Annotated in this window: 14 protein-coding genes; 7 read left to right on the forward strand and 7 right to left on the reverse strand. The window is 63.1% G+C overall.

All coding sequences use genetic code 11. The annotated features are described in order from the left end of the window. Positions 1-57: 57 nt before the first annotated feature. Positions 58-2,262 (reverse strand): PhoX family protein, encoded by a 2,205-nt coding sequence (locus SAJA_RS09015; RefSeq protein ID WP_123658343.1) that lies wholly within the window; start codon positions 2,260-2,262, stop codon positions 58-60. A gap of 162 nt (positions 2,263-2,424) precedes the next feature. Here SAJA_RS09015 and SAJA_RS09020 point away from each other — a divergent pair, with 162 nt between their 5' ends. Next, positions 2,425-4,062 (forward strand): acyl-CoA synthetase, encoded by a 1,638-nt coding sequence (locus SAJA_RS09020; RefSeq protein WP_123658344.1) that lies wholly within the window; start codon positions 2,425-2,427, stop codon positions 4,060-4,062. On the opposite strand, the gene SAJA_RS09025 is transcribed toward SAJA_RS09020, so the two are convergent. Next, positions 4,050-4,961: an alpha/beta fold hydrolase gene (locus SAJA_RS09025; protein ID WP_123658345.1), complete on the reverse strand. Its 912-nt coding sequence runs from the start codon at positions 4,959-4,961 to the stop codon at positions 4,050-4,052. The two genes, SAJA_RS09020 and SAJA_RS09025, sit on opposite strands and share 13 nt — an antisense overlap. A 452-nt stretch (positions 4,962-5,413) precedes the next feature. Here SAJA_RS09025 and SAJA_RS09030 point away from each other — a divergent pair, with 452 nt between their 5' ends. Further along, the gene (locus tag SAJA_RS09030) at positions 5,414-5,617 is read left to right on the forward strand and encodes a cold-shock protein (protein WP_123658346.1); all 204 of its coding nucleotides are present in this window, start codon (positions 5,414-5,416) and stop codon (positions 5,615-5,617) included. A gap of 94 nt (positions 5,618-5,711) precedes the next feature. Here the strand turns inward: SAJA_RS09030 and SAJA_RS09035 are convergent, their stop codons facing one another. Further along, positions 5,712-5,927, reverse strand: coding sequence for a TIGR02450 family Trp-rich protein (locus SAJA_RS09035; protein WP_123658347.1), 216 nt, complete (start codon positions 5,925-5,927; stop codon positions 5,712-5,714). A gap of 20 nt (positions 5,928-5,947) precedes the next feature. Between SAJA_RS09035 and SAJA_RS09040 the strand changes: the two genes are divergently transcribed. From SAJA_RS09040 to SAJA_RS09050, 4 genes are all read left to right on the forward strand, one after another. Further along, positions 5,948-6,157 carry a DUF3820 family protein gene (locus SAJA_RS09040; protein ID WP_123658348.1) on the forward strand — a complete coding sequence of 70 codons (210 nt, stop codon included), beginning with the start codon at positions 5,948-5,950 and terminating at the stop codon, positions 6,155-6,157. Positions 6,158-6,214: 57 nt separating this feature from the next. Further along, positions 6,215-6,655 carry a YkgJ family cysteine cluster protein gene (locus SAJA_RS09045; RefSeq protein WP_123658349.1) on the forward strand — a complete coding sequence of 147 codons (441 nt, stop codon included), beginning with the start codon at positions 6,215-6,217 and terminating at the stop codon, positions 6,653-6,655. 178 nt (positions 6,656-6,833) lie between these two features. Then, entirely contained in the window at positions 6,834-6,965 is a 132-nt protein-coding gene (locus SAJA_RS15485) for a hypothetical protein (protein ID WP_281272404.1), read from the forward strand. A gap of 97 nt (positions 6,966-7,062) precedes the next feature. Then, positions 7,063-8,373 carry an acyltransferase family protein gene (locus SAJA_RS09050; RefSeq protein WP_221180183.1) on the forward strand — a complete coding sequence of 437 codons (1,311 nt, stop codon included), beginning with the start codon at positions 7,063-7,065 and terminating at the stop codon, positions 8,371-8,373. A 71-nt stretch (positions 8,374-8,444) separates the two neighbouring features. Here SAJA_RS09050 and gndA read toward each other — a convergent pair whose 3' ends face one another. Together gndA and SAJA_RS09060 are read right to left on the reverse strand one after the other, a co-directional pair. Then, positions 8,445-9,860: an NADP-dependent phosphogluconate dehydrogenase gene (gene gndA, locus SAJA_RS09055; protein WP_123658350.1), complete on the reverse strand. Its 1,416-nt coding sequence runs from the start codon at positions 9,858-9,860 to the stop codon at positions 8,445-8,447. A 77-nt stretch (positions 9,861-9,937) separates the two neighbouring features. Further along, a complete protein-coding gene (locus SAJA_RS09060) occupies positions 9,938-10,189 on the reverse strand; it encodes a hypothetical protein (RefSeq protein ID WP_123658351.1) in 252 nt (83 codons plus the stop codon). Between the two features lie 60 nt (positions 10,190-10,249). On the opposite strand from SAJA_RS09060, the gene SAJA_RS09065 reads away from it, so the two are divergent. Then, the gene (locus tag SAJA_RS09065; protein ID WP_123658352.1) at positions 10,250-11,221 is read left to right on the forward strand and encodes an aldo/keto reductase; all 972 of its coding nucleotides are present in this window, start codon (positions 10,250-10,252) and stop codon (positions 11,219-11,221) included. 20 nt (positions 11,222-11,241) lie between these two features. On the opposite strand, the gene SAJA_RS09070 is transcribed toward SAJA_RS09065, so the two are convergent. Both SAJA_RS09070 and SAJA_RS09075 read right to left on the reverse strand, forming a co-directional pair. Next, positions 11,242-11,916: a nucleoside/nucleotide kinase family protein gene (locus SAJA_RS09070; protein WP_123658353.1), complete on the reverse strand. Its 675-nt coding sequence runs from the start codon at positions 11,914-11,916 to the stop codon at positions 11,242-11,244. An 86-nt stretch (positions 11,917-12,002) separates the two neighbouring features. Further along, positions 12,003-13,127, reverse strand: a complete 1,125-nt coding sequence (locus tag SAJA_RS09075; protein WP_221180184.1) for an alkene reductase — start codon at positions 13,125-13,127, stop codon at positions 12,003-12,005. Positions 13,128-13,623 lie beyond the last annotated feature (496 nt).

Below are 13,623 nucleotides of genomic sequence, written 5' to 3' on the forward strand. Positions count from 1 at the left end.
CTTATCAGCCTCAGATCGCTCGGTGAGCCGCTTGGTTTCAGTCGGGCGAGATGGTATCTAGACCGCCACGGGGCCGCCGTCTGTCTTCTGGATCACGACCGTGGATGCGCGCGGTCGGATCCGGCCCTGGGTATCGCGGGTGGCATCCGTGCCCGCCGGCCAGTTGGCCGGATGCTGGATGTTGATGAACAGTGCGCTCTTGTCCGGCGTGGCAAAGATACCGGTCACTTCGCAGCCGTTCGGGCCGACCGCGAAACGCTTCAGCTCGGTCTGGTTGGCCGAGTTGATGATTGAGGGATCATTGGCGCCGGCCGAGACGTTCTGCGGGATGACGGCCAGTACCTGATCGTTGGTGTACTCCGAGCCGCTGTCGGTCTCGATCCAGAGAATGCCTTTACCGTCGCCGCGGTCGTCGTACCAGAGGCCGTCGCAGCTGGAGAAATAGTTGTCGGCGCCCAGATTCGACAGGTTGTCGTCGGCGCCGGACTGCGGGATCGAGCCGAAGACGAAGATATCCCACTCGAAGGTGGTGGCCCCCACGGCGGGCTCGACCCAGCGGATGACCTGGCCGTTTTCGTTGTCGGCCCGCGGGTTGGCGGCGTTCACCGGCGCCGTGGCATAGCCCACGCCGTTGTCGGTGATGGCATCGCCGCCTTCGGTGAACGTGGCCTGGCTGTCGTCTTCGGTACGGTCCGAGTTGTTGGTCAGCGTCATATAGACCGCGCCGGAGTCGGGATCGACGGTGCCCCATTCGGGCCGGTCCATCGGGGTCGCGCCCATCCAGTCGGCGGCATCACAGGTGTTGATGATCACGCCGGCTTGATCGTCGGCGGCCAGATTCAGGGCGCTGGCCAGCGTCTGGCTGCCGTCGGCGACTGTGGCGTCCGGGGTCAGGGGCAGCCATTCGCCACTGCCGTCGGCGTTGAAGCGCGCGGCATAGAGCGTGCCGGCGTTCATGTATTTGTCGCCGATGGCCAGGCGATCATAACTGCCGCCGATCATGTGGGCATCGGCCGGGTTCCAGGGCGTGTCGGAGACGAACTTGTAGATATACTCGTTGCGCGAGTCGTGCCCGGTATAAAAGACCACGGGCTGGCCGGCAACCAGCTTGCCCGGCCAGCAGCCTTCGTGACGGAACCGGCCCAGGGCGGTGCGCTTCACCGGGCGTGATTCGCGGGTATAGGGGTCGATCTCCACGATATAGCCGAAGGTGCGCGGCTCGTTGCGATAATCGCCCGCGGCCGTCTCGGCACGCGGGGTGGCATCAAACCGGCTGAATTCACCGTCGGTGTCGTCGGCGAGTTTGGCCGCGGTCTCCCAGCCGTAGCGGGTGCCCCCGGTCAGAATACCAAGCCGGTCGTCGTCGGCCTCTCGCCCGGCATCCTTGCGAAAGACGGCGGGCCAGTTTTCTTCGCAGGTCAGATACGTGCCCCAGGGCGTATAACCGTTGGCGCAGTTGTTGTTGGTGCCGCGGGTGGACGTGCCATCGTTGGAATAGGCGGTGATGGCATAGGCCGAGCCGGCCACCGGGCCGGCCAGTTTGCAGGGTGTGGCACTGGTGATGCGGCGGTTATAACGGGTGTCGTCGGCCGGTGCCCACTGGCCGTCGTCGTCGCGGGTTACGCGCATGATGGTCACGCCGTGGGCATTGATCTCGGTGCGTACCTCGGCCGGCGGGCGCCCGCCTTCGCCGTCTTCGCGTCCGCTGGGCCCGCCCTGGGGCGCCCATAGCGCGCTCTGATCGATGTATTCGTTGTTCAGCGCCAGGATGAAATCGCTCGAGGCGGTGTCTTCGGCCAGGGCGAAGTTGTGCATGCCGTCGTGGTTCATGCCCACGGTGTTGGCCTGAATCTCTGGCGTGTAGGCCAGATCAGCCGAGAATTCGGGGGCCGAGGCATTGATCGGCGTGCCCCAGGGAATGAGCACCTGGGCCGAGTAGCCGTCGGGCACGCTCACCCGATCACCGTTCTGGCCGGCCACGGCGCGAAAGGCCAGGGCCATGGCGGCGGACAGATCGCTGTCGTCCATGCCGGTATCGGGATTCATGCCGCCGCCGGCACTATCGTTACCGCCGCTGTCAGTATCGACGTTGTTGTCATCGCTGCAGCCGGTGGCGCCGAAACCCGCGAACATCGTGGCCGCAGCCGCCCCCAGGCCGCCGCGCATGATGTTGCGACGCGATACGCGACGCTCCAGCACGGTGGAGAACGGCTCGTTCTCGCTGTCGTTGAACAACCGGTGGTCTTCGATCTCTGAACTCATGATGGCCCCCTGGCACGCAAGATGACTATGGATAAGAAATGCGCCGTGCAGGCTAGAGTGTGTTCATGACAGCGACGTGAAACCCCGGCGTCTACGTCGATCGTCGTCTGTGAAACAGCGCTGTTATCGGCTTGAATAAGGCAGTAACGAACAGGAGTTGTCATGTCGGGCGCCTATGCCGATCTACCCAAGACCGCCGCCAATCACGTGGCGCTGTCGCCGACCGCGTTTCTGGCCTGGGCCGGCGAGGTTTACGGCGAGCGCTGTGCGCTGATTCACGGGGATTATCGTCAGAGCTGGGCCGAGACCTATGCGCGCTGCCGACGCCTGGCCGGTGCGCTGGCCGCACAAGGTATTGGTGCCGGCGATACGGTGGCTGTCATGGCACCCAATATCCCGGCCACCTACGAACTGCACTTCGGCCCGGCGATGATCGGCGCCGTGCTCAATACGCTGAACGTGCGTCTGGATGCCACAACGCTTGGCTTCATGCTGGGCTTTGGCGAGGCACGCATCGTGTTCGTGGACCGGGCTTTCGCGCCGGTGATGGCCGAGGCCATCGCCGGTCTGGACGAGCCGCCGCTCGTCATCGATATCGACGACGCCGAATACGACGGCGATGAAGCCTTGATCGGCGAGATGGATTACGAAGCCTTCATCGCCACGGGCGAGGCCGATTTCGCCTGGGCGCCGCCGAGCGACGAGTGGGATGCCATCTCGTTGAACTTCACCTCGGGCACGACGGGCGACCCCAAGGGCGTGGTCTATCATCATCGCGGCGCGTATCTGAACGCCATGACCAATGCGCTGGTCTGGGACATGCCCACCCACGCGGTCTATCTGTGGACACTGCCGATGTTCCACTGCAACGGCTGGTGTTTCGCCTGGACACTGGCGGCCAAGGCCGGCACCAACGTCTGTCTGCGTCAGGTGGCCGCCGAGCCGATCATCGCGGCGCTGCACACGCATGGCGTCACCCACTATTGCGGTGCGCCCATCGTGCACAACATGCTCATCGAGGCCGGGCCCGAGGCGTTTGCCGGTTTGCCCCAGACCGTGTACGGCCTGGTGGCCGGTGCGGCACCGCCGGCCGCCATGATCGAAGGCATGGAAGCGGTGGGCGTATCGCTCACCCATGTCTATGGCCTGACCGAAACCTATGGCCCGGCCGCTCTGTGTGCCAAGCAGGCCGACTGGGCCGAGCTGGGCCTGGAGGCGCGGGTGGCAAGAAACGCCCGACAGGGCGTGCGTTATCCCACGCAGCAGGCCATGACCGTTATCGATCGCGATACCGGTGCCGAGGTGGCCCGCGACGGCGCGCAGCTGGGCGAACTGGTGTTTGCCGGCAATATCGTGATGAAGGGCTATCTGAAGAATCCCGAGGCCACGGCCAAGGCGTTTGCCCACGGCTGGTATCACACCGGCGATCTCGGCGTGATCGAGGCCGACGGTTATATCCGTATCGCGGACCGGGCCAAGGACGTGATCATCTCGGGCGGCGAAAACATCTCCTCGCTGGAGATCGAGTCCGTGCTGTCACGCCATCCGGCGATCGCCAGCGCGGCCGTGGTGGCGCGTCCGGATGCGCGCTGGGGCGAGACGCCCTGTGCCTTCATCGCCCTGCGCGCGGGCCAGTCGGTCACGGCCGAGGCGGTCATCGCCTACTGTCGCGAGCATCTGGCCGGCTACAAGGTGCCCCGAAGCGTGGTCTTCGGGGCGCTGCCCATGACATCGACCGGCAAGATCCAGAAATACGCGCTGCGCAGCCGGGCCGAAACGCTGACCGATCAGCCCACCTGATCCAGAAACGCCTCGTAGCCGGCCATGAACGCTTCAGGCTGCTGGAAATGCGGCAGGGCCCCGGCATTGAACGCCTGCTGCGTGGAGGCCGCGTGCTGTTTCAGCATATTGTTGACCGCATCATTGGTGAAATCGCCTTTCGTGCCATAGGCCAGCCAGATCGGCGGCGCCAGGTCGACATACAGATCGGCGGCATCCGTCGAGAACAGATAGCCGGATAGAAAAGAGAACGGCGCATGACGCGCGCCCGGCTGGTGGGCCGTTTTCCAGGCATAGTCGATCACGCCGGGGTCGACGTCTTTCTCGCCCCATGTCTTTTCCAGGAAAAAACGAATGCTCTTCTCGCTGGCCAGCCCGTTGAAGACAAAGCGGGCGAAGTTCGACGACTGGGTCAGCAGTCGATACAGCCAGGGCTTGCCCCGGGTATAGGCTCTGGGCCCGACCTCGTTGGGATCGCGATTGAAGCCGCTGGGGCTGACCAGCGCCAGGCTGCGATAGGCGTCCGGCCGGGCCTGGGCCGCGCGCGCCAGGTATTCACAGGAGACCGAACAGGCCAGCACGTCGACGGCGCTGTGCCCGGTCGTTTCGATCAGATGATCGACCATCGCCTGGATAGCCGCGGTCATGAGATCCGGCGTATAGCGTTTGGCATGGCGGGCCGAAAAACCATAGCCCGGCAGATCAAGTGCGACCACCGTGCGCCGGCCCTGAAAATACTCATAGATCGGCTTGATCTCATAGGCCGAGGCCGCGGCGTTGACGCTATGAATTAACAGCACCGGCGGCGCCTCGTAGCCCGCCGACGTATCCAGATAATAGGACAAGGGCCATACGGCGGCATCCAGGGCCTGACGGCTGCCCCCCACGGCATCGGGCAACACGGGAACGGGTTCGGACATATCGGTCTCGACGACGGTAACGGAAATCAGAGGCAGTATGGGCACTGCCGCAGCGCTAACCTAGCTCACACGCCGGCCGTGCTCTATTGGTGTCTGTATCAAGCACGCGTTTTTCCGGGGGCCAATGGCCCGCCCGGCCGGCCCAATCGCGTATATAACGCGCACATCACGATGTTTTGGCTTGTTCGTGCATAGGGGCCGCAACTATTTTTGTGCGGCTTGTACAGCTGCCAGACAGGTTGAGCGCGCCCGCGGAACAAGACGCAAGGCATTGAATTGATTGGCTTTAAGCCGGCCAAGGGCAGCGGTTAGCCATGTTTTGGCCGGCCTGTGGCCCGGCGAAACGCCGTCGCCAACGCCCGACGAGTGAATTTCTGCTATGCACGAGGCCCACGACAGGTATGCTGCAAGGGCAGGTAACTGCATTTATTAATTAAGACCAAGAGTTAAGTATGGCCAAAGGCACAGTGAAGTGGTTTAGTTCCGAGAAAGGCTTCGGCTTTATCGCTCCTGAAGACGGCAGCAAGGATCTGTTCGTTCATCATTCCGAAATCCAGATGAAGGGTTTCGCCTCGCTTGAGGACGGGCAGGCAGTGGAATTCGAAGTAGGCGAGGGCAAGAAGGGCCCTTGCGCTACCAAGGTCGTGCCGCTGTAAAGCGCGCATAGACTGCGCAAGACCGGGCGGGCTGTCTTGTAGCCCGCCTTTTTTATGTCCGGCGTTCGCGCGATCCGTTGTTTAGAGGTGCCGGCTACTGCCAGCCGATGCGCCAGCGGGTGTCGTCCTGCAGCACGCGCCAGGCGAGGGTGAAGCTACGTTTGGTCAGCACGGCCTGGAGCATCACCTGCACCACGTGCTCGTCATCATCGCGAATAAGTTCGATGACGATGAAATGCTTCTCGCCGTTTGCCGGCTCGGCGGCCGTCCATTTCGAGTGGTACAACTTGTCGGGGTTGAGTCGATGCATGACGTGTCGTGTGTTGTGCGATGAATGAGGATGATCTGGAACGGCTGGTGACCACGCCCATGCCGTTCGGCCAGTACGCCGGGCGCGTGATCGCGGATCTGCCGGGGCATTATCTGGCCTGGTTTGCGCGCCAGGGCGTGCCGCAGGGCGAGATCGGGCGGCTGTTGCGGCTGATGTACGAGATCGATCATAACGATCTACGCGGGTTGTTGGCGCCGTTGCGTCGTTAGCCGGTATAAGATCGAGACGCGCCGTGCTCGTCGACGGTAAGGCGCGGGAGATTGGCTATGCATCCATGTATGAACTGCGGGGCCTGTTGTGCGACCTATCGCGTGGCGTTTCATTGGATAGAAACGATCCACGGGCCGGTCGGCCCCGGTGTGCCCGAGACCCTGACCCAGCCGCTCGATGCCCATCGATTGGTCATGGTGGGTACAAAGTCATCGCCGGTGCGCTGCGTGGCCCTGACAGGTCATGTCGGCGGCTGCACAACGTGCCGTATCTACGACCGCCGGCCGAGCGTGTGTCGTGAAGTCATGGCGGCCGGGGAGAACGGGGTGCCAAGCGATCAGTGTGATCGTGCGCGGGCCGCGCACGGATTGGCGCCTCTGACACGCGCGGACTGGCAGGCGCACGAGAAAGCCGTGATAAGCCGGTTGGCCCCATCGCGTCGCGACGCACCGACAAACGAGTCGCCCAGCCGCCGGCGACGCGCGCGACCGGCCTGAATGCCATCGCCTGCCTCATCGCGGCGCGCGCGCAAGACGCGCCTCGACGATACGTGCGCTGCACCAGCGCCTGTCGACTGTGAACCGTGAGTCGCGCATTCTTGTGCGTGTTCATCCGGGTTTGCTCCTTACGTCTGACGGATTTCAGCACCCGTCAGCTTCAGGGAACGCGGCTCGGATGAACGATCTACCGAGCGGTCACACCAGAGCGCTGACGCTATGGCAGCGCCACAGCGTGGCGACCGGCATCGCGATACGGGTGACAGCTACAATCGGCGTGGTGATCTGGTGGCGGCTCACCCCGCGCTGAGCCGGCGTTCAGCCAGGGTCACCATGGCGGGGGCATAACGGCGCCAGGGGTTGCGAGATTGATCGCACCGATCAAGGAATCACCGGGGGAAGACATTGTGGCAAGCCATGCGGAAGAAAGCCTGACGCTGTCATCAAGCCCGGCGCGCCCGGCGCGCGAGCGTTTCATGGGGTTGGAGTGGCTGCGTTTCGGTCTGGGCGTTTTCATCATCCTGTTTCACACGCTGCATGTGTACAAGCCGCTGCGCGTGTGGACCCACTACATCACTGATCTGGGGTTTTTCGCCACCAGCACGTTCTTCGTGCTGTCGGGGTTTCTGCTCAGCCATGTGTATCTAAAACCCGACCGGCACTACGGCATGCGCGAGCCGGCCCGTAGTTTCTGGATCAAGCGGTTCTCGAACCTGTATCCGATCCATATCGGCTCGTTGATCCTGGCCGTGGTGGTGGTCCAGCTCGTGGCCTGGCTGGCGATCACGCCGGGGGATGCGGTGCGTACGTTCCGGTTCGTGTCTTACGACATCAACCGTCCGGTGCTGTTTGCCGGTGAGATGCGTCATCTCATGGGCAACACCGAGCTGTTCGTGAATCTGGGCCTGAATCTGGTGATGCTCCAGGCCTGGAACCCGTTCTATCTGACCTTCAACCCGCCGGCCTGGTCGATCTCGGTGTTGTTCTTCTTCTATCTTTGGTTCCCGTGGATCGGCCCGGCCTTGCTACGGCTCAAGCACTACGCTCGCGCACTGGCGATCACTTGCCTGATCTATATCGTGCCGGCGTTGGTGGTTATCGCCACGACCAATTTCGACACGCCCGAAACCGGCATCCTGCACCGTAACCCGATCATCCGCATGCCGGAATTCGTGGCCGGTATCCTGTTGTATGCGCTCTATGCCCGGCGGCGTGATGCTGGCCTGGCGCTATCCCGCGGTCAGGTCGCCGGGTTGCTGGCCCTGATCGTGGCCTCGTTCTGTCTCGGCCAGTGGTTTCTGACCTTTGGCTCGGCGTTCTATTACCTGCTGCACGACGGCCTGCTCTTGCCGGCCTGTCTGGCCGCGGTGTATCTGGCCGCACGGGCCCCGGCAGCGGGCTCGGAAAATGTGAACACTTGGGCGGTAAAACTTGGCGGGGCCGCGCTGCCCATGTTCGCGCTGCATATTCCGCTGTACACGCTCTACACGCGGGTCGAAAAGATCGTGCGCGGCGAGCCGACGCTGTGCCTGACCGGACACTGGCAGGCCTGTACGCAGGCGGCCGGTGAGATCACGCTATCGTTCTGGGCGTATCCGATTTTCCTGGCGGGCACGATCGCGTTCTGTGTCGTCTTTCAGGAGCGCTTCGTGCGCGCGGTGCGTCGGCGTATCGAGCCGCCGCTCATGCGCTGGTTCATGGGCGACAAGCGCGCCTGAGCGAGCCGAGCCGCCCGGCGCGCTGCGAACAGGCGCCGGGCAGGGCGGATCGGTCGATGATCAGCCCTTGATCACTGCTCGTTCCACTGGGCGTGGAACGTGCCGTCGCGATCGGTGCGCTCGAAGGTATGCGCGCCGAAGAAATCGCGCTGGGCCTGGAGCAGATTGGCCGGTAGCCGCGCGCTGCGATACCCGTCGTAATAAGCGATCGCCGAGGCAAAACCGGGCACGGGCACGCCGGCTTTCACGGCCGTGGCCACCACCTCGCGCAGCGCGCTCTGGTAACGATCGGCGATATCCTTGAAGTGCGGGTCCAGCAGCAGATTGGCCAGCTCCGGCTCGGCCGAGTAGGCATCCGTGATCTTCTGCAAGAAGCGCGCGCGGATGATGCAGCCTTCGCGGAAGATCGCGGCGATCCGGCCATAGTCCAGCGGCCAGTCGTATTCCTCGCCCGCGGCGCGCATCTGGGCAAAGCCCTGGGCATACGAGATGATCTTCGACAGATACAACGCTTTGCGCACGGCTTCCACGAAGGCAGCCTTGTCGCCGATATCGAGCGTATCGCTCGGCCCGGTGAGCTGCTCGGATGCGGCCACGCGCTGTTCTTTTAGCGACGACAATACGCGCGCAAAGACCGATTCGGTGATCAAGGGCAGCGGCACGCCCAGATCGAGTGCCGACTGGCTGGTCCATTTGCCGGTGCCTTTCTGGGCGGCGCGGTCGAGCACCTTGTCGACCAGATCCTCGCCTGTCTCGTCGTCTTTCTTGGTGAAGATCTGGGCGGTGATCTCGATCAGGTAACTGTCGAGCTCGCCGCTGTTCCACTCGGCGAAGATATCGGCCAGTTCGGCGTTGGAAAACCCAACGATATGCTTCAACACGGCATAGCTTTCGCAGATCAGCTGCATATCGCCGTATTCGATGCCGTTATGCACCATCTTGACGTAATGACCGGCGCCGTCCGGGCCGATATACGTGGTGCACGGCGTGCCGTCTTCGGCCTTGGCCGCGATCTGCTCGAGAATAGGCGCGACCAGCTCGTAGGCTTCTTTCTGCCCGCCGGGCATGATCGAGGGCCCACGCAGCGCGCCTTCCTCGCCGCCGGAAACTCCGGTGCCGATGAAGTTCAAGCCGTGCTCGGACAGCTCTTTCGAGCGGCGGATCGTATCCTTGAAAAAAGTGTTGCCGCCGTCGATGAGAATATCGCCTTCGTCGAGCAGCGGGCGCAGCTCTTCGATGACGTGATCGGTGCCTTCACCGGCCTTGACCATCAACAGGATACGCCGCGGCGATTCGAGCGAGGCGACGAAATCCTCGATCGAATAGCTGGGCACCAGATTCCGATCCGGAAAATCCTCGACCACGCTCTCGGTCTTCTCTCGCGAGCGGTTATAGACCGAGACCGCGTACCCGCGGGATTCGATGTTCAGGGCCAGATTGCGACCCATGACGGCCATGCCGATAACGCCGATCGCCTGTTTGCTCATGACGCTGCCTTCGCTGATGAAAGCCCCGACCCTATCTGAAATCGGTTTCCAGTGAACCCGTCGCCGGGGCGGTCTTCTCATAGCAGCGACATCACGCGCTGCGACACCGTCATGATTGCCTGGTCGAGCGCGCAGCCGATGAACGGGCTGCATACGGCGTCTTTTCTGTATAACACTGTGTACAACTCATGTGGACAGCCGGCCCGGTTCCACGTGAATCCCTTGCCATAAAAGCGTTTCACAGTGTTTTCACGCGATGTGGATAACGCCGGCGTAAAAACGTGATGCTGGCCTGCCTGTGCGACGTGCGCTGCGTCCGGCGAGGTCATGACACACCCGGTTTTTATCGAATACGCTGGTTATCAGGTTTTTCCATCGCTGCTTGTCGCATGTCTGATCTGCCTATTCACCGCGCGCTGTCTTCAGCCAGTCCGATCGTCTATGGCTGTATGGGCCTGGGCGGGCCCTGGGATACAGGCGATATCACGCGGGCCGACGTCGACACGGCGCGCCGTTGTATCGAGGCCGCATTGGCCGCTGGCATCACGGTGTTTGATCACGCCGATATCTATGCCCTGGGTAAGGCCGAAAGCGCCTTCGGTGCCGCGCTGGCCGAGTCGCCCGGCCTGCGGGAGCGGATGATCATCCAGTCCAAATGCGGAATTCGGTTCGCCGATGCGCAAGGGACCAAGCGCTATGATCTATCACCCGAGTGGATCATGGCCTCAGTGGACGGCTCGCTGCAGCGGCTCGGCATTGAGCAGCTCGATATTCTCATGCTGCACCGCCCCGATCCGTTAATGGCACCGGATGCCATCGCCGAGGCGTTCTCGCGTCTACAGGCCCAGGGCAAGGTGGCCCACTTCGGCGTGTCGAACATGAACGCGCCACAGATCGCGCTGCTACAACGCGCGATCGCCCAGCCGCTGGTCGTCAACCAGATGGAGATGAGCCTGTTGGCGCGCGATGCCTTCGAAGAAGAGGTGCTGGCCGGGCATCGTGGCGGGGCCAGCGTCAACTTCGGCCCGGGGCTGATCGAGCAGGGCGTAGCCGGCGAGATACAACTCCAGGCGTGGGGCAGCCTGGCCGGCGGTTGGCTGTCCGGGCGCAACCTGTCCGGGGCGATGCCGACACGTCAGCGCCTGGCCGAGCGTGTCGCCCAACTAGCTCGCAGCTATGCCACCAGCCGCGAGGCGATCGTCCTGGCCTGGCTCATGCGTCACCCCGCACGAATCCAGCCCGTGATCGGCACGACCGACGCCGCACGTATCGCGGCTTGTGGCCAGGCAACCGATATCAGCCTCTTGCGTGAAGACTGGTACTCGCTGTGGGAGACCGCCCGGGGCGAGGAGCTGCCATAGAACGTATCCGAGAGCCTCGCTCAGGCAAAACAAAGCCGCGCCCCGCGCCAGGTCAGGTGCCGGTCGGCCTGATGCGCACGGGCCGCAATACGGGCTGCATTCGGGGCATCGCTGTCGGCGATCCACGCGCGGGCCTCGGTCTCGCTGCGTCCGTGTTTCATGTGGCGCGCCAGCAGCCAGGCGTTGCGCCGGGCATCATCGATATCGATCGACCACACGGCATCCAGGCGGGCCCTAACCTCGGGCCAGGGCGCCTCATCGAGCAGCAGATAGTTGCCCTCGGTCACGACCAGCGGAACATCCGGTGCCACCGCGATACGGGCTGCGACGGGCTCTTCCAGCCCGCGATCGAAATCTGGCGCATACACCGTGTCCGCGGTGCCGGGCGCGTGTCGAATACGCGATAACAGCGCGCAATAGCCACTGGCATCAAAGGTATCGGGCGCGCCCTTGCGCTCGCTGCGGCCAAGGGCGGCCAACACGCGCTGTGACAGATGAAAACCGTCCATGGGCACGCCAACGGCCGTGGCGCCGAGTGCAGCGACCAGCGCGGCACAGGCCGTGGACTTGCCGGCCGCCGGCCCGCCCACGATGCCCAGCAGCGTGCGCTGGCCCGGTCGAACGAGCGCGCGAGCCGCCTCCAGCACCGCGTCGTCGACAATGGCCTGTGGCTCGGCCGATAAGGTTTTGCTCATGCGCTCGATCATACCGGTCTGTCATCCAAAAAAAATGCGCATGCCTGGAAGACATGCGCACTGAACATCACGGCGAGGGCAGGCGTTTAGTCCTCGTTAAAGCGAGCCTTGCGCTCCTGCTCCTCGGGATACGTCGGCCAGTCGACGTAGCCGCGGGCATCGCCGCCGTAGAAGGTGTCCGGGTCGAACTCGGCCAGCGGCCAGCCGTTGTACAAACGCTCGAACAGATCCGGGTTGGACGTGAAGGGCCGGCCGAACACGGCCAGATCGATCACCTCGTCCTCGATCAGCCGCTTGGCTTCGGCTTCGTCCAGGTTGCCGGCGAACAGCAGCGTGCCGGTATAGGCCTGGCGGAATGTTTTCAGGAATTCACGCGGCAGCGCGTCCTGGCCCTGGGCGCCTTGATCCATGATGTGTACATAGGCCAGATCACGCTTGGACAGTTCATCGGCCAGATACAGATAGGTCGCCTCAGTATCGTCGTAGTGCGGCATATCGAACAACGTGCCGTAGGGCGTCAGCCGCACGCCCACGCGATGCGCGCCGATCATTTTGATCGAGGCATCGATGGCTTCCAGCAGTAGCCGGCAGCGGTTCTCGCGCGAGCCGCCGTAGGCATCGGTGCGATCATTGAGCTCGGCGTTGATGAACTGCTCGAACAGATAGCCGTTGGCGCCGTGAACCTCCACGCCGTCGAAACCGGCCTGGCGGGCATTGACCGCGGCCTGGCCGAACTCGGCCACCAGGCGATGACATTCCTCGGTGGTGGCAGCGCGCGGCGTGCTGGCCGCCAGCATGTCCGGCTGACCCTGCTCATTCCAGCCGAAGGCCATGCCGCCCTGCTTGGCCGAGGCCGAAACGGGCGCGCCACCGTTCATCTGAATCGACGTATGCGACACCCGACCCACATGCCAGGTCTGGCAGAAGATCAGCCCGCCGCGTTCATGCACGGCCGCGGTGGCTTTCTTCCAACCCGCGATCTGATCAGGCCCGAAGATGCCGGGGTTGAACAGATAGCCCTGGCCCTCGCGCGAGATCGGGGAGCCCTCCGAGATGATCAGCCCGGCACTCGCGCGCTGGCGATAATACAGCGCCCCCAGCTCGTCGGGCACATCGCCGCGGGCGCGGGCGCGGGTCATGGGCGCCATGATGACGCGGTTGTTCAGCCGATGGCCGGCCATGTCGTAAGGCTCGAAAAGAACAGATGACACGATCCAGACTCCATACATTGGAAATACGATGGCATCTATATCGAGGCGAGTCGTATCGTATACAACCGCTGATTGACGCATCGGGGTGAACGCCAGCCCGCGAAGCGCGCGCCCAGCTGTCAGAGCAGGCAAATGAACGCACGAAAACGACCGGCTTGTTTCACATGCAACACCTGTGGATAAAACTGTGGGGAAATCACAAGCCCGGGCGCTCCGTCGACGTATCTCCCGGCGGCCAAACCGCAATCGTCACCAACGCGCACGGACATCAAAACAACCCAACTGTGTCGCGCATGTCTCACCGGGCACACCGCCAATGGCTTTCACACGCGCGCCGAGAGCGTACGGACAACCCGCACGAAGCGCCGCACATGCCGTATGCGCTCAATACGCCCCAACTTGATCAATAAATCGAAGTAATTTGTTATAAATCAAATGCTTACGTAAATATCAAACCTGAGTCGATCGACCAAGGTCGTACCCGATTAAAACAGCG

The organism is Salinisphaera japonica YTM-1, from assembly GCF_003788585.1.
GTDB lineage: Bacteria > Pseudomonadota > Gammaproteobacteria > Nevskiales > Salinisphaeraceae > Salinisphaera > Salinisphaera japonica.